Here is a 23,151-nt window from a genome sequence, read left to right as displayed (position 1 = left end):
TCCTAGGAGGAATATCATGTCGGACACGAAAGAAAAAGAAACGCCCATTATTGAAGAAGAAAAATTGAATGACCAAATGAAGGTCCGCCGCGAAAAGATGCAGGAATTCATCGACGCCGGCGTCTATCCCTTCGGTCAGAAATACAACTGGGATCATCATGCACAGGAAGTCAAAGATGACGCCGTTGAACTGGAAAAGAATGAAACCGTCGTCAGCGTCGCCGGCCGCCTCATGGCCATCCGCCGCCACGGCAAGACTGCATTCTGCGTCCTCCGCGACTTGAGCGGCGAAATCCAGCTCTATTTCCGCAAAGACGTACTCGGTGAAGAATCGTACAATTTATTCAAGCTCCTCGATATCGGTGATATCGTCGGCGTCGAAGGGACAGTCTTCGTCACCCATACGGGCGAAACGACGATCCGCGTCGAAAAATGGACCCTCTTGTCCAAATCGCTCCGTCCGCTGCCGGAAAAATTCCATGGTCTGACCGATAAGGAAACGCGGTATCGCCAGCGCTACCTCGACCTCATCGTCAATCCGGAAGTCAAAGACACATTCATCAAACGGTCGAAGATCATCAAGGGCATCCGCAAATACCTCGATGACCGCCACTTCCTGGAAGTCGAAACGCCGATGCTCCATACCATCGCCGGCGGCGCTGCAGCCCGTCCGTTCAAGACCCATCACAACGCCCTCGATATGGACATCTACCTGCGTATCGCACCGGAACTCCACCTCAAACGCCTCCTCGTCGGCGGCTTGGAACGGGTCTATGAAATGAACCGCTGCTTCCGCAACGAAGGCATCGATACACGGCATAACCCGGAATTCACGACGGTCGAATTGTACCAGGCTTATGGCGACTTGGAAGACGTCATCAACATTACGGAAGACATGGTCTCCAAACTGGCAGAAATGCTCTATGGCACGATGAAATTGACCTATATCGACAAGGAAATCGACCTCACGCCGCCGTGGGACCGCATGACCATGATCGAAGCCGTCAAGAAATTCAGCGGTGCTGACTTTGAAGGCATTACCGATGTCGAAACGGCCCGCAAGATGGCTGACGAACACGACGTTGAATACGGCCAGTACGATGGCGTCGGCAAGATCATCAACGCTTTCTTTGAAAAATTCGTCGAAGAAAACCTCATCCAGCCGACGATCATCACCGGTCATCCCCTGGAAATCTCGCCGCTCACCAAACAGGACCGGGACAATCCGCTCTTGACCTATCGTTTTGAAGCCTTCATCTATGGCCGCGAACTGGCCAATGGCTTCTCGGAATTGAATGATCCCATCGACCAGCGCAACCGCTTCATCGAACAGATGAAGGAACGGGAACGCGGCGATGACGAAGCGCATCAGATGGACGAAGACTACTGCCGCGCACTGGAATATGGCCTGCCTCCGACAGGCGGCCTGGGCATCGGCATTGACCGACTGGTCATGTTCCTGACCAACAGCCCGTCTATCCGCGACGTTCTCCTCTTCCCGTTGAGCCGCCCGGAACAGCATAAATAAGATAAGGACGGTTCCATGAAGGTTTCTGCCATCATGCATGATTCCTTTGACTTAAAAGTTTTTCGTTCGTCGTTCATCGTTCATCGCGATGGCTTGTTATTTTTGCTCCCTTGCGACAAACGATGAACGGCCTGCGACCAACGTAAAACGGAGCTGTCTTCATTGGACAGCTCCGTTTTCTCAATCCTACGAAGGAGGAACGCTATGAAATGTACAGCCATGGCTGCGCTGGTCTTCGCTGCCTGCCTGGCCTGGGGGCCGGCAACGGGGGCGGCACCAGCTGAAAAGCCGGAAAAGGCCCTGACCGGGACTGCCACTGCAGCCGCAGTGGATGCCGGCGGGAAAGCCGGGACCGTTCCGTCTGCCCAGAAGGACGCCGATAAGGCCATCAAGGCCGTCGCGCCCCAGTCCGATGACAAAACCGGCAAAGCGGATAAATCCGATAAAGACGGCAAAGCGGATAAATCCGATAAAGACGGCAAAGAGAATAAAGACAGCAAAAAAGAAACGGCCCATGTACCGACGGATGATGACTGCGTCCTCCTCGATTCGCTGGATACGCTGACCATTCCGCCCCTGCAGGCCAGTGATTTTTACATCGGCAGCATCCATCACGGCGACAGACCGGCCAAGGTCAAGCGCATTTTTGGGCCGCCGGCGAAGTTTTCCCGCAGCACCCACTATACGACCATGCAGTACAACGACAAGGACTTGAAGATGCGCTTTACTTTCCGCAACAAGACGGCTGACAGCCTGCGCCACAGTGCCGATACGCGCAAAGCCGTCCTGCCCGGTGCGGAATCGATGTTCCTGTCGGCTGGGACGAACATCCTAATCGGCCGGGACGTACGCCTGAAATATCCGGCCGAAGTGCTGCTGCGCCAATATGGCCTGCCCGATTCGGTCCTGCGCGATGCCGATGCCAATGTCTATTACTTCACTTATGAAAGTCCGCGGAAAGATGTCATGTACGTCTTTGCCATCGGCAACCGCCGCATCGAACGCGTGGCCCTCATGCCCGTGCGGCCGCCGTACATTACGGGGGACGAACCGGCGGACCGCATGAAACTGGGCGAACGGGACTTTACCCTCATGGGTTTTGGCCTCAACCAGCCTTTCGAGCCGAACAAGTACAACATGTGGACCAACCTGGTCAAGCGCAATAACAGCAACTTCTGGCTCTATGGCGATTACGGCGTCGAAGTGGACCGGCGCAATATCGTGCAGAAAGTCTTCCTCTTGACGAATAATGCCTATACTGGCCGCGGGGCGACCCTGGGTTATCATGTCTCGACGATCCTGGCCTTATATGGCCGGCCGGACCGCGTCGAATGGGGGCCGGACAAAGAAAAATCCGTCGACGCCTATTACTATGACAGTCCCTATCAGAAAGGCGTGTCCCTGGTCATCGTCGTGCGTCACAACGAGCCCTATGTCGATGACATCATCCTGACGTCGACGCCGATCAAGAACATCCAGGACCCGATGGAACGGTATGGATTGAAATGATGATACATATTGTTTTTTCATATGTCAAAATAAAATAGCAAAAATGCTTTACTTATATGATGAAAGTTAGGTATAATAAAATAAATAATATAAGAAAACGAAGGTGATTTTCATGGTTACAGATGCAGATGTTTTAAAACGGTGGAAGTACATTGCCCAGGACGATGAAAAATTGTTGATTCTCATTGGCGGACCCGGTTCCGGCAAGAGCAGCTTGATTCGTGAACTGACATTCCAGGATGGCTGGAAAATCTGTGAAGCCCGGGAACTCTTTGATGACGAATTCCTGGAAATCCCCCGCGCTGACCGCCCGGATAAGGCCATTGCCCTGGTGTCGGCAGCCATTCATCGTCTCAATGCCCGTGTTGTCATGATTGATAATGTTGAATTCCTGTTCGCACCGATCCTGAACCTCGACCCCGTAGCGATGCTGAAGAAGTTGAGCCGCGAATGCCCGATTATCGTCAGCTGGCGCGGCAGCCTGGAAGGCAATACTTTGTATTTTGAACACAATGGCGATCCGAAATATGCTAAATTCGTCATCGATAACCCGAATCACGTCATTTGCCTCGACGAATAAAAATAGGCGTAATTTAAAGATTCGTTATTTTTTCGCAATCGTTTTTTCATAGATACTTGTTAGAATGAGTGCTGTCCCGCAAAGAAAAGCTCTTTGCGCGGCAGCACTTTTTTTTTACCTGCCATTGTGGTATACTTTCTAGTATTGTTGTAAACATTTCATCAGGTATTCAGCGAAAAGGAGTTAAAAACATGAGTGATTATATTATTGCCGTCATCCTGGGTATCGTCGAAGGGGTCACGGAATATTTGCCAGTTTCATCGACAGGCCATATGATTCTCGTCGGCGATATGCTCGGCTTTACCGGTCCCCGGGCCAGCGTCTTTGAAGTCTTCATCCAGCTCGGCGCTATCTTGTCGGTCATCGTCATCTATAAAGAGAAGTTCATCCGCATGCTCCATCAGTACCGCTGCTGGGACCTCTTCCGCCGGGAAAACTGGTTCCGCACCGATACGGGACTGACCCTGGCCCACGTCGCAGCCGGCATCGTGCCGGTCATGGGCATCGGCTATCTGGCCCACCACGCCATCAAGACCTATCTCTTTTCGGCAGGGACGGTCATCATCGGCCTCATCATCGGTGGTATCTTCATGCTCGTCGCTGAAAAGTCCCATACCAAGACGGTCTGTAACGACGTCGAAAAGATGACTATTGCCCAGGCCTTCCTGACGGGCATGTTCCAGATCCTGGCCTTATGGCCCGGCTTTTCCCGTTCCGGTTCGACCATTGCCGGCGGCCTTTTCCTGGGCCTCAGCCGGAAAGCAGCAGCTGACTTTTCCTTCATCATCGCCGTACCGGTCATGATCGTCGCCTGTTTCTATGACCTCTTGAAGAGCCTGAGCGACCTCAGCGGCAACGACCTGGTCATGATCGTCATCGGCTTCATTACGGCATTCATCGTCGCCTACATCTCGGTCCTCTGGTTCCTGAAATTCATGAACAAGTCGACGCTGGCATCCTTTGCCTACTACCGTTTCGTCGTAGCCGTCATTTCCTTCGTCTACTTCTTCATCCTGTAGGGCGTTGGCCTGCCATCATGCGAGTATGGTTTGTAGTACGGAGCTTGTAGTTGTCAGAGAAAACCTTTAAATTTAAAGCCATCCCCTAACCACTAGCCACTAGCTGCTAACCCTAAAAAGGGGCTGTCGTACGTGCGACAGCCCCTTTTTTTGAATCAGGTTGGCGGGATCCCCATGGCGGGCGCCCCACGTGGTCGCCCCTACGGATGCCGATGGCGGGATTCCCACAACGGGCCGCAACCACGAGCCACTAGGCCACAGACGCCATCACGATCCGCTGCCGGCGAGCTGGCGGAATTCGTTGGCCAGTTCGTCCAGGAAGGGGATGATCTTGGCGTCGTCGATGTCGGCGTTGAAGGCTTCCATCATGTTGGGGAAGAAGATGTACAGGCCCTGCATATAGACGTAGTAGTAATACTGCAGGTCGTCATGGCTCATGATGGCCAAGGCCAGGGCGTCGTTGACGGCGAAGTTGAGGTCGTAGAAGTCGAGGATTTCATCTTTGAAGCGGCCTAAGTCGAGCTCGCCGCGCTGGTAGTCTTCCATGAGGTGGCTGCCCATTTCTCCCAAGGCATCGGCAATGTCGCCGACGTTGTCCGGAACGGCAAGGCCGGCGTCTTCCATGACGTGCGTCAAGGTGTGGAGCGACGTGATCAGGGATTCACAGAAAAAATTAAAGGTCAGGGCTCCTTCAGAGCCGCGCAGATTCGTAAAGACAGTAGATTCCATAAGGACCTCCTTGAAGTAATTTTTTCTATTATAGCATATTTTGCCGGAAATGAATTGAATCGAGGCCATGAATATAGTAGGATAATACTAAGAGTATTTTATAGGAGGTAATCGTTGTGTCTCAACGCAATCAAAAAATTAAATTGAAGAAGCGGTCCCGCCAATCGGCACGTATCCATCGCGGCTTTGCCATGCCTGTCGGTCCGGGCAGTGAAAACAGCCTGGTCAGTTTCCGCGACTTTGCCGATCTGAAGGCCAAGTATTTCCGCTTTACCGGCCGCATCCAGCGCCGGCCTTTTATTTTCCGGACGCTGATCTTGATGTTCGCCCAGTTCATGTTTTCCATCATCCTCTACAGCAAGATCGTCGAATCTATTTTAATCAATCATATGGAATATGCCATCATCTTCGGTATCATCTTCGTCCTGCTGTCCATTCCGGCTATTTGGTCCCAGATTTCCCTGGGCGTCCGGCGCTGTCACGACATCAATAAGCCCGGCCTCATGTTTGCCGTTCCCTTCATTTGTTACCTGGCCAGCTATGTCCTGCCCGTCCTGGGACAGGATACGGCGGCGACGGCAGCCCAGTCGATCATGGCTGTGTCATATTTAGGCTTGTTCACGGTCAAGGGGACGTCCGGCGATAACGCTTACGGTCCGGAACGGGCACGATAGGGGGCGGCAACATGACCTTAGCAGAAGGAAAAATCGGACACGACTATATCATCGAAACATTGGATTTGCCGGACCAGACGGAAAAGCGCCTCCAGGCCCTGGGCATGATTGAAGGGACGGAAATCTCCGTGCTCAATAATAAGAACGAAGGGACGGTCATCATCAAGATGCGCAGCACCCGCCTGGCCTTGGGCAAGGGCATTTCGTCGCATATCGGCATAAGGGGGAAAGACCATGACTAGCGAAGTAAAAATAAAGGCTGGCCAGCCGCAGGTCCAGAAGGCACCGGTCAAGGCTGAAAAAAAGGAAATGACCGTCGCTTTCATCGGCAATCCGAACTGCGGCAAGACGACGCTGTTCAACGCCTATACGGGGGCCAACCTCAAGGTCGCCAACTGGCCCGGCGTTACCGTCGAAAAAGTTGAAGGCGCCATCAATGCCCACGGCTATCACATTCATCTCGTCGACCTGCCCGGGACGTACAGCTTGACGTCGTACACCATGGAAGAACAGGTTTCGCGGAATTTCATCCTCAGTGACGATGTCGACGTCATCGTCGATGTCATCGACGCGTCGGCGCTGGAACGCAATCTCTACCTGACCTTGCAGCTCCTGGAACTGGGGAAACCCGTCGTCGTCGCCTTGAATATGATGGACATCGTCGAAAAACGGGGTATGGAAATCGACTTGCACCGCCTGCCGGAAATGCTCGGCGTGCCGGTCATCCCCGTATCGGCCCTGAAGCGCCGTGGCCTGAGCGTCCTGCTCCATGCGGCCGTGCACCACAAGGACCACGTCCATCCGGATCGGCTCATCCACAACCATTCAGACCATACCCATCATCAGCATAATCATCACAGTGAATTCGCCATGGTCTACAGCGACGCCATGGAAGACCGCATCGACGCCGTGCGCCAGCTCCTGCATGACAAATATCCCGATTTGTACAATCACCGCTGGCATGCGCTGAAGCTCCTCGAAAGGGACCCGGAAATTACGGCCAAGTATCCCGTCGACGACGTCCATCACGTCCTGGACCGCAGTTATGAAACGGATATCATCACCGAAAAATATGCCTTCATCGAAGAAATCATCCATGAAGTCGTCGTCAACCAGGCGTCGAAAGCAGCGGCAACGGATTCCGTCGACCGCTACTTGACCGATAAATGGCTGGGCATCCCCATCTTCCTGGCCATCATGGCCATCGTCTTTTTTCTGACCTTCTTCATCGGCGATATGGTCCAGGATTCCTTCCAGGGCTCCATTGATACTTTATCGGCCCTAGCTGAAGGCGGCCTGACTTCGCTGGGGGCTGACGATATGCTCATTTCCCTGGTCTGTGACGGCATCATCGCCGGAGTCGGCGGCATCCTGACCTTTTTGCCCAACATCTGTATCCTCTTCTTTGCCCTGGCCATCCTGGAAGACAGCGGTTACATGTCCCGCGTGGCCTATGTCATGAACGATATCATGAACCGTTTGGGTTTGTCGGGCCGGGCCTTCATCCCCATGATCCTCGGCTTTGGCTGCAGTGTGCCGGCCATCATGGCGTCGCGTGCTCTGGAGGATAAACGCGACCGCTATCGGACGATGCTGGTTACGCCTTTCATGTCCTGCAGTGCCCGCCTGCCCATTTACATCCTCTTTTCGGGCATGTTCTTCCCGCACAATGCCATGATTGTCGCCTATTCCATGTACCTCATCGGCATCGTCGTCGCCCTGGCAGCCCTGAAGGCGATGAATCTCTTCAGTCATGAGAAAAAGGAAAACGACCTGCTCATCGAGCTGCCGGAATATAAGCGGCCCAGTGCCCATACGGTCTACGTCTATGTCTGGGAAAAAATCAAGGATTACCTGAGCCGTGCCGGTACAGTCATCTTTGCTGCTTCCATCCTCATGTGGTTCATCCTCAACTTCGGCCCTGCCGGCTATGGCGATATGGCCGACAGTTTCGGGGCCATCATCGGCAAGGCCATCGTGCCTTTCTTTGCGCCCATCGGCCTGGGGTACTGGCAGATCTGTCTGGCCCTCATCGCTGGCATTTCGGCCAAGGAAGTCGTCGTATCCAGTTTCGCCGTCCTCTTCGATGGCGTCAACATCAATTCTCCGGCAGCCCTGGCGGCTTTGGCCTCTATGATGAGCCAAGGCGGCTTTACTCAGCTCAATGCCTACTGCATGATGCTCTTCTCGCTGCTCTATATTCCCTGTGCCGCCACGATAGCCACGATCCACGCCGAATCGCACAGCTGGAAGTGGACGGCTTTCTCCGTCTGTTTCCAGATTGCCGTTGCCTGGGTCCTGACCTTCGTCGTCTATCAGATCGGAAGTCGGATTTTTTAATCACTAATAACTAAGGAGTGCAGTATGACAGAACCTATGATAAAAACGGATCATCTCAGCCATACCTATGAAGACGAAGACGGCAAGGTGGTCTATGCTTTGAAGGATATTTCCCTGGAAATCGGCAAGGGCGAGTTCGTCGCCATCATCGGGACCAACGGTTCGGGCAAGTCGACGCTGGCCAAGCATTTCAACGTCCTCCTGACGCCGACGTCCGGCACGTGTGAAGTCTGCGGCATGCGGACCGATGACCCCGACAATATCTGGAAGATACGCCAGCACGTCGGCATGGTCTTCCAGAATCCGGATAACCAGATCGTCGCCGCCGTCGTCGAAGAAGACGTGGCCTTTGGCCCGGAAAACCTCGGCGTCCCGTCGGACGAGATCAAGACCCGCGTCAGCGAGGCCCTGCGCCGCGTCAACATGACCATTTATGCCAAGCACGGACCGCACCTCCTGAGCGGCGGCCAGAAACAGCGCGTCGCCATTGCCGGTATCCTGGCCATGCAGTGCGACTGCATCGTCCTCGACGAACCGACGGCCATGCTCGACCCTGTCGGCCGCAAGGAAGTCATGGATACGCTCCACCAGCTCCATGACGAAGGCATTACCATCATCATCATCACCCATTTCATGGAAGAAGCCGTCCAGGCCGACCGGGTCGTCGTCGTCGACCAGGCCGAACTGAAGATGGACGGGGCGCCGCGTGACGTCTTTACGCACGTCAAAGAGCTGAAGGCCATGGGCCTCGACGTACCGGTAGCGGCGGAACTGGCCGAACGGCTGCGCCAGAAAGGCCTCGACCTGCCGGACTCCATCATTACCGAGGAAGAATTAGGAGATGCATTATGTCAATTAAGTTAAGCAACGTGACCTATACCTACGGCATCGGGACGCCTTTTGAAAAGACGGCCCTCTACGATACAGATGTCGAAATCCATGAAGGGGAATTCGTCGGCATCATCGGTCATACCGGATCGGGCAAGTCGACGCTGGTCCAGATCCTCAACGGCCTCATCAAGCCGACTTCCGGAACGGTGACCGTCGACGGGACGGATATCGGCAAGAAGACGAAAGAAGCCATGGCCGTGCGCCATAAAGTCGGTATGGTCTTCCAGTATCCGGAGTATCAGCTCTTTGAAGAAACTATTGCCAAAGACATCGCCTTCGGGCCGCGCAATTTCGGTCTGAGCGAAGAAGAAATCACGGAACGGGTCAAAGAAGCCATGGACTTCGTCGGCCTCGATTATAAGACCTATGCCGACCGTTCGCCGTTCCGCCTGAGTGGCGGCCAGATGCGCCGCGTCGCCATTGCCGGCGTCATCGCCATCCATCCGTCGTATCTCATCCTGGACGAACCGTCAGCCGGCCTGGATCCTATCGGCCGGCGGGAAATCTTTTCGGAAATCCAGCGCTGGCACCAGGAAAAGGGCATTACCGTCATCTTGGTATCGCACAATATGGACGATATTTCCCGCCTGGCCAGCCGCCTCCTGGTCTTGTCCCACGGCCATATCGTCCTCGACGGCGAACCGCTGGACATCTTTGCGACTCAGCAGCAGGCCCTGCACGATGCCGGCGTGTCCGTGCCGCCTGTAACGGGTGTCCTCCAATATCTCCAGGGCCGGGGCTTTGCCGTCGACGACCGGGTACGGACGGTCGAAGAAGGGGCACAGGCTATTTTTGACTGCCTGAAAGGAGGCAAGGGCCATGCTCACTGATATTACTTTGGGCCAGTATTTTCCTGGCACGTCTTTTTTGCATAAACTCGATCCGCGCATCAAAATCGTCGCTACGATGATCTTCATCGTCGCCATCTTTTTTGCCCATTCCCTGGCATCCTATGCCATCGTCACGGCCTTCGTGGCCTTGAATTTCGCCATTTCCCGCCTGCCGGCGAAGTTCATCGTCAAGTCGCTGAAGCCCTTGTGGGTCATCATCATTTTCACCATGGGCGTCCATATCTTCACGACGCCAGGCGATGTCCTCTGGCAGTACGGCATTTTCCACATCACCAAAGAAGGCCTGTATCAAGGGGCCCTCATGACGGCCCGCCTGGTCTTCCTCATCGTCTTTTCGTCGCTGTTGACGTATACGACGTCGCCTATCGTCCTGACCGACGGCATCGAACACCTGCTCAATCCCTTTAAGCGCATCGGTGTGCCGGCTCACGAACTGGCCATGATGATGACCATTGCCCTGCGCTTCATCCCGACCCTTTTGGAAGAAACGGACCGCATCATGAAGGCCCAGACGGCGCGGGGTGCCAATTTTACCAGCGGCAGCCTCTTGCAGCGCGGCAAGAACATGATCCCCCTGCTGGTACCGCTCTTCGTCAGCGCCTTCCGCCGGGCCGATGACCTGGCGACGGCCATGGAAGCCCGCTGCTACCGCGGCGGTGAAGGGCGGACGCGGATGAATGAATTGTCCTATACCTATCGGGACGGCATCGCCATGGCGGCTGTCCTGATCGTCACGGCCGTCCTGGCCGCTATGCGGTGGTTATGATGAAGAAGAATATCTGCCTCGTCGTCGCCTATGACGGTACGGATTTCCACGGCTTCCAGCGCCAGACCAACGCCGAGTCGATCCAGGGCTGCATCGAACAGGGCTTGTCGGCTATTTTCCAGACGCCCATTACGATTTATGGCGCCGCCCGCACGGATGCCGGTGTCCACGCCCGCGGCCAGGTCGTCAATTTCTATGGTCAGGGATCGATTCCGACGGAAAAGATTCCCTATGCCATGAAAGGCTATCTGCCGCCGGAAATTGCCGTCCTGTCGGCCCGGGAAATGCCCGACCGCTTCAGCGTCCGCCACGATAATGTGGGCAAGCATTACCGCTATTCCATCGACAACAACCGCATGCATGACCCCTTTCTCCTGCGCTATGCCTGGTTCATCCGCAAGCCCCTGGACCGGCAGGCCATGCGGGAAGGGGCGGCCATCCTCTTGGGGACGCATGATTTTTCTGCTTTTGAAGGCCAGAATACGACGCCCATGAATCCTGTGAAGACGATGTATTCCATTACCCTCCATGAGCGGGGCCATGTCCTCGACATCGACGTCGTCGGCGACGGCTTCCTCTACCATATGGTGCGGAACATTGCCGGCGGCCTCGTCGACCTGGGCCTGCACCGCCTGACACCGGAGCGCTTCCGGGAAATCCTCGCCAGCGGCGACCGGACTCAGCTCGGGGCGACGGCACCGGCCCAGGGCCTGTGCCTGGAGACCGTCTTTTATGATGAAGGAGAGCTGAAAGGGCGCATTGCCGAATTAGAAGGAGAATGAGCCTTTTTACAGCGCTGATGGGCATAATATGCTATAATAAAAGAGAATAGTATAGTTCCGTTTTTTTCAGGCGGAGGTGAGGAACATGCTGACCAGCTTACTGAAAACCATTACTAAAGGAAAAGACCTTAGCGAACGGGAAAGCGCTATCGTCATGGAGCAGATCATGGAAGGGACGATTTCAGACGTCCAGTTGGCTGCTTTTTTGGCAGCCTTGACGACGAAAGGCGCTTCAGAGCGGGAAATCACGGCCTTTGCCCGGACCATGCGGAAATACAGTATGCATGTTCCCTGTACGATGGACGTCTTCGACATCGTCGGGACTGGCGGCGGCCGGACCAAGACCTTCAACATCTCGACGACGGCGTCTTTCGTCATCGCCGCCGGTGGCGTCCGCGTCGCCAAGCACGGCAACCGGGCCAAGACGTCGCGCAGTGGTTCTGCCGACGTTCTGGAAGCCTTAGGGGCCAATATCTTCCTCAGCCCCGAAAGCTGCCTGGATATGCTGGGGCAGATCGGCCTCTGTTATTTCTATACGCGTTACTACTATTATATGATGAAACGTATCGATGCCGTCCGCGAACAGTTGGGTATCTATACGGTCTTCGATGTCCTGCGGCCCTTGACCAATCCGGCTCATGCAGTCTATGAGATCCTCGGCGTCAATGCGCCGCACCTGGTCGAACCCATGGCCCATGTCCTGGCTGCCCTCGGCGTCCGCCACGGCATGGTCGTCTATGGTCAGGACGGCAGCGATGAAATCTCGGCATCGGCAGCGACGACGATTTGCGAATTTACGCCAGAATCGTTTTCGACGTATGAAATCAGGCCGGAAGATTTCAACCTGCCCAGGGCTTCGCGGGACGAACTGCGCGGCGGCCTGCCCAAGCACAATGCTGCCATTACCCGCGCCGTCCTCGACGGCCGCAAGGGCGGGGCCCGGACAGCCGTCCTCCTCAATGCCGGCGCCGGTCTCTACGTCGGCGGCAGTGTCCTCAACCTCTATGCCGGCGTCCGCAAGGCAGCCCGCCTCATCGACAGCGGCCTGGCCCGGCAGAAACTCGATGACTTCCTCATCCTGAGCCAGCGCCTGGGACAGGCGGAAAAAGTGAAGCTCATAGCAGACAGGGACCCGGAAGATATGGTATAATAAAGGGTACGAAAAAATTCATTATTACGTGAGGACCGCATTTCTATGAATGATAAATATTTAGGCTGGCTCCTTCATATCGGCGGGGGCATCTTAGTCGTCTTGATGTTTTTATCGATTCAGCTCATGGCACCTGATTTTTATTCGATCATGTGGCATCTGACCGTCAGTGGTGATCTGGATGGGTTAGCCGATTACATTGCCTCTTTTGGCTTCTATGCCATCGGCATCAGCGTGTTCATGATTGCCTTTGTCAATGCCATCGGCCTGCCGTCCATTCCCTTCCTGACCGTCAACGGCATCATCTTCGGCCTCATTCCGGGCATCATCATTTCCTGGATCGGCGAAGTCATCGGCATTGAAATCAGCTTCCGACTGACTCGGACGCTGCTCCGCAAGCAGGCCCAGAAGGTCATTTCCAAGAGCAAGATGCTGGAAAAACTCGATTCTTACAGCTGTATCAAGACAGTCATGATGGGCCGGGCCATCCCGTATGCACCGAATGTCGTCGTCACGGCGTTCAGTGCCTTGAGCCATATTTCTTACCGCGACCACTTCATTGCCAACTTCTTCGGCAAGATGCCGGCCGTCCTGGTCGAAGTTTGGCTGGGCCATGACCTCCTGCGCATCCAGGAACACTGGGGCCGCCTGCTCATATTGGTAGCCGTCGTTTCTTTCATTTATGGCATCATCTGGTGGCGCAAGCGTCACATAAAAAAAAACCGATATCATAGGGTGAAGTAAAAAAAAGGAGCTGTCGCATCGCGACAGCTCCTTTCAGGTTGTTAGTTGTTAGCGGATAGGTTTAATTTTTTACTTTTTTACGAGATTTCCTGTTCTGACGATTTTTTATCGTCCTGGACGATATCAGTCCATAACTTATCGGCTGTCGGCTGCCAGTGCTTGGCATAGGCTTTGCATTTAGCACAGAGGTGTTCAACCGATTCTGGTGACTGCATGTCCGTCGATTTGGCTCCCGTCCGTTTGACCATATCGACGAGGGATTGGGGATTTTCCAACATCGGGCAGGGGCGGAGATGATTGTGGTTGAACGGCTGCCCTTTTGCGTATTCCTTAAATAAGGGCTGCTGGAGACAGGTGATGAGGTCCTGGTCGTTGATGTTGGCACTAGAGTAGTGGATAAAGACGCACGGTTCGACGTCGCCGTTAGGATTGATATGGCAGTAGTTGCGGCCGCCAGCGACACAGCCATCAATGAACTGGCCATCGTTCTGGAAGTCGATAGCAAAAATGGGTTTGCCGCCCTTTACGCTGCGGATTTCACGGATACGCCGTACCATATAAGCACGCTGTTCCGGTGTGGGCAGTAAATCGACAGAGGCATCGTTGCCGACGGGCATATAGTGGAAGTACCAGGTAAACCAGGCTCCCTTGCTGATGAGGAGGTCGAGGAAGGTATCGGATGTGACGGTCTGGATGTTCTTACGGGTATAGCAGATGGAAGTACCGAAGACGATACCGTACTGGCGCAGTAGGTCCATGGCGTGCATGACCTTGTCGAAGACGCCTTCACCGCGGCGGCTGTCGTTGACTTCGCGGAAGCCTTCGACGCTGAGGGAGAAGTTGAGGTTGCCGACCTTGACGACTTCCTGGCAGAATGCATCGTCGATGAGGGTCCCATTGGTAAAGGCGTGGAATTCGCAGTCCGGATGTTTCCGACAAAGTTTCAGGATGTCCGCTTTGCGGACCAGCGGTTCGCCGCCAGTGAGGAGGTAGAAATGGCAGCCTACTTCTTTGCCTTGGCTTACGATTTTATCCATGACATCGTAGGACAGGTTCAGGGTGTGACCATATTCGGCAGCCCAGCAGCCGATGCAGTGCAGGTTGCAGGCGCTGGTCGGGTCGAAGAGGATGGCCCAGGGAATATTGCAGTGATATTTGGCTTTGGCTTCGTCCCGCGTACGCAGACCGTAGAAGCCCGATTCAAAGCCCAGGTCCATGACGGCTGTACGGACTACGTTGGGGTTGAGTGTATCCAGGGCTCGGTTGAGGAATTGGAACCACTTGCCGCCTTCGTCAATGAGCTTGCGGGCATTGGCAAAAGATTCTTCTTCAAATAAGTCACCGAAGAAGGTTTCCATAATCGTGGTCAGTCGTTTCAAAGTCTTCTTACGGGTTTCTGGATTTTTTTCGGCCATGATGCGGTTGACCAGGAGGGCGACCGATTCTTTTTGGGCTTTATACATGAGTTTATTCAAGGGAATCATCTCCTGAGGAGTTTAATGAAGTAATGATTAGCGGATGATGAGGACGGGAAGGCCTGAATGGGAGGATACATAGCGGCCGACGCTGCCCAGGAGGACGCTTTGGATACGGCTCAGGCCGCGGCTGCCCATGACGATGAGGTCCGTTTCCGTATCGGCTGCGGTCTGTAAGATGATCGGACCGGGCGAGCCGATTTTATACAGGCATTGCAAGGGGACTTGAGATGACAATTCTTCCTGGCAGCGCAGGAAGACGTTATGACCCTTGGTCCGCATGTGAGCGGCTAATTCCTGTAATTTATGCGGTTCCAGCGTATTGGGGATGGCCGTATCGCGCAGGCTGTCGCTGACGCTGGCGACGTAGAGGACGGTCAGGGAAGCGCCATCTCCTTTGGCCAGGACTTCGGCTTGTTTCAGGGCCTGTAAAGACGATTCAGACCCGTCTACGGGCACCAGGATATGCCGGTATGGGCCTTTCTTTTCATCGCGGGCCAAGAGGACCGGGCAGGGTGCGTGGGTGATGACGTAAGTGCTGACGCTGCCGAGAAGAAAATTCTTGAGGGCCTGGCCGCCGCCGCGGCCCATGCAGATGAGGTCTGCCGATTGGGATTTCTGTTCTGCCAGGATGGCCGCTTCCGGGGCGCTGAGTTCAAAAATAGACTGGACTGACAGGGAAGCGGGTATCATGGCGGCAAATTTTTTTAACAGTCCTGTGCTGTTGGCCTGGGCCGAAGCCGTCATTTCATCCATAGTCAGTTCACTCGTATTTTCCATTTGCCCGAACTGGTTGATGATATCGGCCATATTGGCGACGCTCAGCAGGGTAATGGCACCGCCAGTGATCCTGGCGATGTCGATGGCGTGCTGCAAGGCTTGTTTAGAATGATCGGATCCGTCGATAGGGACGAGGATATGCTGATATGATTTCATAAAAATACCTCCTTCAAGGGTACCTTTAGGATAGCCTTGAAGGAGGCTGGCGTCAAAGTGGTTTTGCCGTATACGAACTATAGCTCTTGTGTTATAATTAGGTATACGAATATTTTTTGTTACATAAAGGAGCTTTTATGGAGTTGGAAAGACGTGAATATGAATATATCCGTAAAATTGCTGAGACAGGGAGTTTCATAGCGGCAGCCGAAAAATTATACATCACCCAGCCGTCGTTGAGCCAGTTCATCCGCCGCATCGAGCGCCATGTCGGTGCGGAACTCTTTGACCGTTCCCATCAGCCTGTGACCTTGACCGAAGCCGGGCGTATCTATCTGGACATCGAAGGGCAGATCCAGGACTTGTGCAAGGTCCGGGAACAGCGTATCCAGGATTTGGGGCAGACCGTTGGCGGCACCGTGCGCATCGGCAGTTCCAATTATCGCAGTTCGACCATCCTGGCGCGGGCTATTCCCATCATCAACGAACGCTATCCGCACATCGATATCTGCCTGGAAGAAGGGACGACGCGGGAATTGGAAGATTTCGCCATCCAGGGAAAGACGGATTTTTCTATCGTCGTTAAGCCTACAGGGCATAGGGACTTGGATTATATCGAACTTTTCCGGGAAGAATTGCTCTTGGCTGTCTCGCCGGACTGGGGCCTGGGGCGGGAACCGCTGCATGACGAGGGCCTCCACTCCCGCTATCCTGTCTTTGATTATCACAGCCTCGACGGCCATCCCTTCCTGGTCATGAAAGAAGGCCAGGAACTGCGCCATTCCTTTTTTGCCCTTGTCGAAGCCCTGGATATATCGCCGACAGTGGCCCTGGAAACGACGGACATGGCCACGGCCCAGACCCTGGCCGGCATCGGCGTCGGCGCGGCTATCGTACCGGGTGGCCTGGCTCTGGCCAATATCCCAGCTGTGGAACCGAAGTATTTTTCCCTGCGGGCCTATCTGGACGACTGGGATATCGTCCTGGCCTATAAACGGGGACGTTACTTGTCCAAGGCCGATAAAGCCGTCATCCGCGTCATCTGTGACGTCGCTGGTTGAAAAGCGCTGTCGCGTAGCGGCTTCTGCCATCCCCTAACCACTAGCTACTAACCACTAACCACTAAAAAAGGGGCTGTCGCATTAAGCCATTTCGGCTTTGTGCGACAGCTCTCTTTTTTTATTCTATTTCATCGTTCTATTCTCTTTTTTTAGCTAAACGTAAAAAAGGTACACGAAACAGACCGGCCATCCAGTCGGCAAAAAACGTGTGCCTTTGCTATGTATATGGTTATTCAAGCACTCTTTTTCACTTTTTTTAAGGAATAAAGGTATGTCCCGAAATTGCCGGATTGCAGCTTGTGATGTAAGGTCAAGACATTGTGGGCCATTGCCAGTATGATGCTGGTTGCCAGGGCGTTCTCCGTTCCATGGCTCAAAAAACGCCGGAACGACAGATTCGCCTTGATGTCGGAAAAAGCGCCTTCAGACTGGATGGAACGGTTCATTCGAAGCATCTTCCCTGTAGGAGAACTGATGTGAGCTTCCATTTCGGCCCGTTGGGCTTGGAACCTTTTAGAAAGTTCTAATTGCTTCGTCCTTTTTTCCAACGGCTTCTTGCTGCGATTGCCATGAATGCATCCTTTCTTATAGGGACAGTCCGAACAATCCTCACAGACATAATGGCTTTTGCGTATTTTAAATCCCGTGCTGGTTGTTTCGGTCTTTTTCCCAACACAGGTCAGCTTACGGTGATTGTGGCAATAAAAGACATCATTTTTCGCATCATAGTCCATATTCTGGAATTTGCCAATATCTTTTTTGAAACGGCGTTTTTTCCGCTGCTCATGGTCGGACGGTTTGATGTAAGCATCATACCCCTGTTCGGCGAGCTTCGTGTAATTTTCTTCGCTTTCATAGCCGGAATCTGCAATGATACGGGTATACTGGAAAGGGAAATGCTTGCGAAAATCTTCGAGGAAAGGCAGCAGGGTGGTACAATCTGAAGTCTGCGGTCCGACAGTGACCCAGGTAACGAATCCAGCGTCCACGCTATATTGTACATTATATGCAGGCTTGACCTGGCCGTTTTTCATGGCGTCTTCTTTCAGATGCATGAAGGTGGCATCGATATCGGTCTTGGCATAGCTGTTCCGGTCCCCGCAGTAATGAAGCTGGACGGCGTACTCTTTTGTCTTATGCAGGAAATCCTTGGCTTTTTCAATGGCCTTTTGCAATGGCGTCTTACGATGGCCTTTGCCATGGACGAAAACGATGTGTCCTTCTCGTTGAAGCCGTTTTAATTTCCCCAACAGCCGCCGTAAATGGTACCGATGGACAGCGTGTGTATGGAGCACTTGGATGCCAAAGAGTTCCTGGGTCTTAAGAATAAAGCCCGGAATTTTTGCTAATACTTTGGCCTGCCGTTTCGTGACACTCTTCTTCCAGACAAAAGTGTATTTATTGGCAACAGATTCGATTTTTGTCCCATCGATGAACAAATTCTTCAGCGATAAGGCCCCGGCCTGAGCCAAGACGGCATCCATGTCGGCAAACAAGGTCCGGCTGCATGCCGCCATATGATGAGAACGGAAACGGGCGATAGTCGCATGATCGGGAACGGGTTTCCCTTCCAGCAGATATTGAAAATTCAAATCTCTCCGGCAAGCCGATTCAATACGACGGGAACTGAAAATCTGGTTCATGCTGGCATAAATAACGATGGCCAGTAACTGGCGTGGTGAAGCCTGATTTTTCTCGATACGAGAATACGTCTGGTACAGCGGTGATAAATCCATCCTTTCTATGAGCAGCTTCACTAACCGCACGGGATCGTCATCCGGAATCTGAAATGAAATATTCAAGGGAAGTGATAGTTGATAAGGCGCTTCCCATATTGTATAATTGACATGCGTATTTAGTGTCGTCATAACTCTATTTTACGCGCAATCCCGGGCTTTTTACAGTCCGGGATTTGTTTTTTTCAGATTTTTTTGTTCAGCCCTAATGGATACGGCTGCCTGGCCCCTGGCGGGTGACATTGCGGGAACGACCTCGGTCCGGCGCGGTCCGGGTAGGCCGTGCCGGATGCCGTGCGTGCTATTTGCGTCCGGCGTGCTGCTTTGTTTGAGCGCAGCGAGTTTCAGCACGCCAGCAAATGGCACTCTCGGCAAGAGGAGTGGAGCACGCGAACCAGCTAGGGGCCAGGTGGCCGATGCCAACCTCTTCAGAAGAATCCCTCAGACCGCCGTTGGCGGCCAGCTCCCCTTCACAGGGGAGCCTTTTGGCGCTCCTGCGCCTGATTTCCAGAGTCTATTGCGGCAAAGCCGCTTCTGAGTCCGAGCAAACCGTCCACGAAGAACGACCATAAAGCTATGATGTTTTTGCATACATAAAAAGAGCCTGTGCACGATTACGTGCGACAGGCCCTTTTGCATTCCCAAACGGATTATTTTGCGAAGTAACGAGCCAGGAGGCCATCGAATACACGGCCATGACGAGCTTCGTCTTTTGCCATTTCATGAACAGTGTCATGGATAGCGTCGAGGTTGAGCTGTTTAGCGAGGGTTGCGATTTCTTTCTTGCCTGCGCAAGCGCCCTGTTCAGCAGCAGCACGCATTTCGAGGTTGGTCTTGGTGTCGTCCGTAACGACTTCGCCGAGGAGTTCAGCGAATTTAGCAGCGTGTTCAGCTTCTTCGAAAGCGATGCGTTTGTAGGCTTCAGCGACTTCCGGATAGCCCTGGCGGTCAGCGACACGGCTCATAGCGAGGTACATGCCGACTTCGGAGCATTCGCCTGTGAAGTTGAGGTGGAGGCCTTCGAGGATGCGTTCGTCGACGCCTTTAGCGATGCCTACGCGATGTTCGTCAGCGTATTCTTTGACACCAGCGACGAGTTCCGTGAATTTTTCTTTCGGAGCGCCGCACTGAGGACACTTTTCCGGAGCTTCCGTACCTTCATAAACAAAACCGCAGATACCGCATACAAATTTTTTCATCATTCATTCCTCCTGATATTATAATACATTTTGAATAAAATGGATATTAACTGAATACTAACAAATAACTTTTATTTGTTATGGCTACATTGTAACAGACTGATGGGGGAAAATCAAGAGTAATTTTGTAAAACTTTTAATTGAAAATAATTATTGATTAAAAAATAAGGCCTTGGAGGGGCGAGGCGGCACCATTTTATTGCAATTTATACATGAGTCTTATATAATGGAGGTAGTATTCAGAAAAAGCCAAGACGATACGATTAGCATAGAAAGAGACTGAATTTTGGAGGTTACGCCTATGTGGAAGAAAAAAGTAGCATGCATCCTGGCTGTCATGGCCTTGTGTGGGACCATGGCTGCCGGTGCGGCCGATTATACGGTCCTGGAAAAAGCGGATAAAGTCGAAACGACGGTCTACGGGACGACCCAGACCGGTTCCCTGAACGACCGCATCGCGGCGCTGGACAAGCTGCTCAACGGTCAGTCGACGGTATCCGGCAGTCTGCAGGATAAAACTAATGCCCTATATAAAGATGTATATGGGAATTCCGGTTCCGATTTGTCCCTGTTGACGGCAGTCAACCTCATGCAGTGGCAGTATTCCGGCCAGATTACCGATGAACCCCTGCTGGTCCGCATCGAATCGCTGGAACAGAGCATCGACGGCAAGACCATGAGCGGCTCCCTGGAAGGCCGTGTCCTGGCCCTGCGCCGCACGCTCCTGGGCAATAAGAAGTACGTCTCCCAGACCGTGACCATTCCGGCCAATACGCTGGTGACGATGACCAATATCGACGCCCTCAACTCGAAGACCATTCAGGAAGGCGACGTCGTCCGCTTTGCCGTGGCTGATGATATCTGCGTCGGCGACGTCATCGCCATTCCCCGCGGCATGGAAGCGACGGGGACCGTCACCAAGGCCCGGAAGTCCGGCCGCTTTGGCAAGGACGGCAAAATCGAAATCACCTATGACAACGTCCGCGCTGCCGACGGTTCGCCCGTAGCCCTGACGGTCGGCGATAAGACGAAAGAAGAATATAAGCGCATGGCCGGTGCTGTCGGCGCGTCTGCTGCCGGGGCCATCATCCTCGGACCAGTCGGCCTGGTCGGCGGCCTTTTCGTTCATGGCAATGAAGTCGATATCCCGGCAGGGACGACGATGTACGCCGAAACCAAGGAAAATGCCGAAGTCGTCGGTTTCAAGGAAAATGGCGTCATGGATGACATGAAGACGGCCAATATGGCTGCCAGTGGCGTACAGGTGCCGACCTTTGCGCCTGTCACCAATAGTGATGTCGACAACAGCGGGGCTGGCGATGCCGGTACGTACACCGACACCGATACGGCGCCTCAGAGCAGCAACGGCGATTTGCAGGCCGGACTGAAAGATGGTACGGTTACGCCTGTCGACCTGTACAACAGCAAACACAATGACGACCAGCAGGCCGTCGTAACCATTCAATCCAATACAGCAGGTGACGCGAATGAATAAAACGTGGACAGCGGCGATGATCGCAGCCCTGCTGCCTCTGACCTTTTCGGCCAGTGCAGCTGATACAGCGAAACTTCATACAGATAAGGTCATGGCCGTTCCCGTGACAGAAAAGAAAATCCTGCCCGTCGATTTGGACCAGGCTTCTGCTTCGCAGGACGTCGTCCTGCCGCAGCAGCCTGTCCACATGACGGCTAATACATTCGTCGCCCGCAACTCCGACGGCTATGTCAAGAGCCGGGGCAATGTCGACATCAAGCAGGGCATGGATGAAATCCATGCCAACTATGTCGAAGGCAACATGAAGAGCGGCGTCTACCATACGAAAGGACCCGTAGTCTACGTCAACGAAACCAATGCCCTGACGGGCCAGGACGTGACCTATAACAGCCAGAACGGCAGCATGACCATGGATAAGGTCGAAGGCTTCGTCGGCCCGACGACATACGTCCGCGGGACCGATGCCGAAATGTACGATAATATCGGCTATATCAAGCATGGCCTGATTACGACGCCTCACGCCGTCGCCAAGACGCCGGACTATTATATTACCGGTGATGACATCCGCATCTATCCGGGCGAAAAGTTCACGGCAGAAAATACGGCCCTCTGGTTCAAGCACATCCGCCTGTTCACATATGGCCATTATGAAGGCCGCCTGGACAGTGAACATACGAAATCTTCTTTATTCACGCTGCTGCCGCGGCCGACCTACAACAGCGATGACGGCATCGGTGTCCGGGGCTATGCCGATGTGCCCCTCAACCAGTCCGGCGACCTGAGCTTCCATGCCAGCTATGCCCTGAATAGCAAGAATGGCTTCAAGCCGGCGGCCCAGCTCCAGAAGAATACTAAAATCGGCACTTTCCGTTTTGGCTACAGCAAAGAAGAAAGTACCGATAACGACAATAATATCTGGGCTACGAAGTGGCCGGAACTGGAATACTTTGCACCGCGCATCCATCTCGGCGATACGGGTATCTATATCGATTCCAGTGCCAACTGGGGCCGCTGGGCTGAAGACGGCGTCAAGACGGGGACGCATAAGGGCTTCCGTACGGAAATCACTCATACGCCCATTCCCTTGTGGCAGCGGGCCAATGTCCGCTTCTTCGCCGGCTATCGTAAGGATTTATATTCTACCAATGATGCCCAGCGCCGCGATCCCTATTCGGGCGTCATCCTCAACCAGGGCATCAACGACCGCCTGTGGACCAGCTTCTGGTATAAGAAACACAATGTCAGCGGCTATACGCCGTACCGCTTCGATACCCTCGATGACCCGCGCCAGCATGGCATGTCCATCGGCTACGTCCTGACGCCGCGGGATACGGTCATCTTCACTTGGGCTCAGGACCTCGACGATGACCATATTTCGGACCGCAATTACACCTGGGTCCGCGACCTCCACTCGTTCATTGCTACCATCACGTATAAACAAGTCGATAAAGAATGGCAGGTCAAAATAAAGGCCAAGGACTTCGATTTCTAAAAGGGGAGAGGACAGGAAAACTTTTTGCTATCATGCGCAGTCCCTTTCTCTTCCGCGTTTGTAGGGGTCGCCACGTGGGCGACCTGTTAGGATTTGGAGGATTCTTCTAGCAATCTGATTGGGAATCGTACATATCCCCAGAGCGGGCTCGCCACGTGCGAGCCCCTACAATGTAAAAAAGGGGCTGTCGCATT

General features: G+C 53.7%; 21 protein-coding genes. 16 read left to right on the top strand and 5 right to left on the bottom strand.

All coding sequences use genetic code 11. From position 1 onward, the window contains the following. The first annotated feature begins 16 nt into the window (after window positions 1-16). The 4 genes from lysS to ACFWUB_RS04135 all read left to right on the top strand — a co-directional run bounded on the left by lysS (window position 17) and on the right by ACFWUB_RS04135 (window position 4,636). Window positions 17-1,528: a lysine--tRNA ligase gene (gene lysS / locus ACFWUB_RS04150; protein WP_020311495.1), complete on the top strand. Its 1,512-nt coding sequence runs from the start codon at window positions 17-19 to the stop codon at window positions 1,526-1,528. Between the two features lie 204 nt (window positions 1,529-1,732). Then, on the top strand, window positions 1,733-3,037 hold the full coding sequence (locus tag ACFWUB_RS04145) for a hypothetical protein (protein WP_416184272.1): 1,305 nt from the start codon (window positions 1,733-1,735) through the stop codon (window positions 3,035-3,037). A gap of 112 nt (window positions 3,038-3,149) precedes the next feature. Beyond that, window positions 3,150-3,617, top strand: a complete 468-nt coding sequence (brxF, locus tag ACFWUB_RS04140) for a BREX-3 system P-loop-containing protein BrxF (RefSeq protein WP_020311493.1) — start codon at window positions 3,150-3,152, stop codon at window positions 3,615-3,617. A 191-nt stretch (window positions 3,618-3,808) separates the two neighbouring features. After that, window positions 3,809-4,636, top strand: coding sequence for an undecaprenyl-diphosphate phosphatase (locus ACFWUB_RS04135; protein WP_020311492.1), 828 nt, complete (start codon window positions 3,809-3,811; stop codon window positions 4,634-4,636). A gap of 267 nt (window positions 4,637-4,903) precedes the next feature. On the opposite strand, the gene ACFWUB_RS04130 is transcribed toward ACFWUB_RS04135, so the two are convergent. Continuing rightward, a complete protein-coding gene (locus ACFWUB_RS04130) occupies window positions 4,904-5,365 on the bottom strand; it encodes a hypothetical protein (RefSeq protein WP_292107698.1) in 462 nt (153 codons plus the stop codon). 116 nt (window positions 5,366-5,481) lie between these two features. Here ACFWUB_RS04130 and ACFWUB_RS04125 point away from each other — a divergent pair, with 116 nt between their 5' ends. From ACFWUB_RS04125 to ACFWUB_RS04085, 9 genes are all read left to right on the top strand, one after another. Next, window positions 5,482-6,039: a DUF805 domain-containing protein gene (locus ACFWUB_RS04125; protein WP_020311490.1), complete on the top strand. Its 558-nt coding sequence runs from the start codon at window positions 5,482-5,484 to the stop codon at window positions 6,037-6,039. A gap of 11 nt (window positions 6,040-6,050) precedes the next feature. Continuing rightward, a complete protein-coding gene (locus tag ACFWUB_RS04120; RefSeq protein ID WP_020311489.1) occupies window positions 6,051-6,281 on the top strand; it encodes a FeoA family protein in 231 nt (76 codons plus the stop codon). Next, on the top strand, window positions 6,274-8,379 hold the full coding sequence (feoB, locus tag ACFWUB_RS04115; RefSeq protein ID WP_292260921.1) for a ferrous iron transport protein B: 2,106 nt from the start codon (window positions 6,274-6,276) through the stop codon (window positions 8,377-8,379). Before ACFWUB_RS04120 ends, feoB begins: the two co-directional genes overlap by 8 nt. 24 nt (window positions 8,380-8,403) lie before the next feature. After that, window positions 8,404-9,243 carry an energy-coupling factor transporter ATPase gene (locus ACFWUB_RS04110; RefSeq protein ID WP_416184271.1) on the top strand — a complete coding sequence of 280 codons (840 nt, stop codon included), beginning with the start codon at window positions 8,404-8,406 and terminating at the stop codon, window positions 9,241-9,243. After that, window positions 9,228-10,100, top strand: a complete 873-nt coding sequence (locus ACFWUB_RS04105) for an energy-coupling factor transporter ATPase (protein ID WP_292260915.1) — start codon at window positions 9,228-9,230, stop codon at window positions 10,098-10,100. The genes ACFWUB_RS04110 and ACFWUB_RS04105 overlap by 16 nt, the downstream gene beginning before the upstream one ends. After that, complete coding sequence (locus ACFWUB_RS04100) at window positions 10,090-10,887, top strand: energy-coupling factor transporter transmembrane component T family protein (protein WP_020311486.1); 798 nt, start codon at window positions 10,090-10,092, stop codon at window positions 10,885-10,887. The genes ACFWUB_RS04105 and ACFWUB_RS04100 overlap by 11 nt, the downstream gene beginning before the upstream one ends. After that, window positions 10,887-11,669, top strand: coding sequence for a tRNA pseudouridine(38-40) synthase TruA (gene truA, locus ACFWUB_RS04095; RefSeq protein ID WP_292260927.1), 783 nt, complete (start codon window positions 10,887-10,889; stop codon window positions 11,667-11,669). The genes ACFWUB_RS04100 and truA overlap by 1 nt, the downstream gene beginning before the upstream one ends. 85 nt (window positions 11,670-11,754) lie before the next feature. Beyond that, the gene (gene trpD, locus ACFWUB_RS04090) at window positions 11,755-12,819 is read left to right on the top strand and encodes an anthranilate phosphoribosyltransferase (RefSeq protein ID WP_020311484.1); all 1,065 of its coding nucleotides are present in this window, start codon (window positions 11,755-11,757) and stop codon (window positions 12,817-12,819) included. A 45-nt stretch (window positions 12,820-12,864) separates the two neighbouring features. After that, window positions 12,865-13,563 carry a TVP38/TMEM64 family protein gene (locus ACFWUB_RS04085; RefSeq protein ID WP_020723883.1) on the top strand — a complete coding sequence of 233 codons (699 nt, stop codon included), beginning with the start codon at window positions 12,865-12,867 and terminating at the stop codon, window positions 13,561-13,563. Window positions 13,564-13,640: 77 nt separating this feature from the next. Here ACFWUB_RS04085 and ACFWUB_RS04080 read toward each other — a convergent pair whose 3' ends face one another. Both ACFWUB_RS04080 and ACFWUB_RS04075 read right to left on the bottom strand, forming a co-directional pair. Further along, a complete protein-coding gene (locus ACFWUB_RS04080) occupies window positions 13,641-15,047 on the bottom strand; it encodes a radical SAM protein (protein WP_416184270.1) in 1,407 nt (468 codons plus the stop codon). Window positions 15,048-15,074: 27 nt separating this feature from the next. After that, window positions 15,075-15,974 (bottom strand): universal stress protein, encoded by a 900-nt coding sequence (locus tag ACFWUB_RS04075; protein WP_416184269.1) that lies wholly within the window; start codon window positions 15,972-15,974, stop codon window positions 15,075-15,077. 137 nt (window positions 15,975-16,111) lie between these two features. Here ACFWUB_RS04075 and ACFWUB_RS04070 point away from each other — a divergent pair, with 137 nt between their 5' ends. After that, window positions 16,112-17,035, top strand: coding sequence for a LysR family transcriptional regulator (locus ACFWUB_RS04070; RefSeq protein ID WP_036243998.1), 924 nt, complete (start codon window positions 16,112-16,114; stop codon window positions 17,033-17,035). Between the two features lie 233 nt (window positions 17,036-17,268). On the opposite strand, the gene ACFWUB_RS04065 is transcribed toward ACFWUB_RS04070, so the two are convergent. Then, window positions 17,269-18,903 carry an IS1182 family transposase gene (locus ACFWUB_RS04065; protein WP_292282715.1) on the bottom strand — a complete coding sequence of 545 codons (1,635 nt, stop codon included), beginning with the start codon at window positions 18,901-18,903 and terminating at the stop codon, window positions 17,269-17,271. A gap of 518 nt (window positions 18,904-19,421) precedes the next feature. Next, window positions 19,422-19,970: an NADH peroxidase gene (locus ACFWUB_RS04060; RefSeq protein WP_020311478.1), complete on the bottom strand. Its 549-nt coding sequence runs from the start codon at window positions 19,968-19,970 to the stop codon at window positions 19,422-19,424. 301 nt (window positions 19,971-20,271) lie between these two features. Here ACFWUB_RS04060 and ACFWUB_RS04055 point away from each other — a divergent pair, with 301 nt between their 5' ends. Beyond that, window positions 20,272-21,465 (top strand): hypothetical protein, encoded by a 1,194-nt coding sequence (locus ACFWUB_RS04055; RefSeq protein ID WP_416184268.1) that lies wholly within the window; start codon window positions 20,272-20,274, stop codon window positions 21,463-21,465. Continuing rightward, complete coding sequence (locus tag ACFWUB_RS04050; protein WP_370856837.1) at window positions 21,458-22,957, top strand: hypothetical protein; 1,500 nt, start codon at window positions 21,458-21,460, stop codon at window positions 22,955-22,957. The genes ACFWUB_RS04055 and ACFWUB_RS04050 overlap by 8 nt, the downstream gene beginning before the upstream one ends. Window positions 22,958-23,151 lie beyond the last annotated feature (194 nt).

It is taken from the genome of Megasphaera sp. (assembly GCF_047831605.1).
GTDB classification, from domain to species: domain Bacteria; phylum Bacillota; class Negativicutes; order Veillonellales; family Megasphaeraceae; genus Megasphaera; species Megasphaera intestinihominis.
The sequence above is the reverse complement of the archived record's forward strand: the minus strand, read 5'-3'. Positions and strand labels throughout refer to the sequence as shown.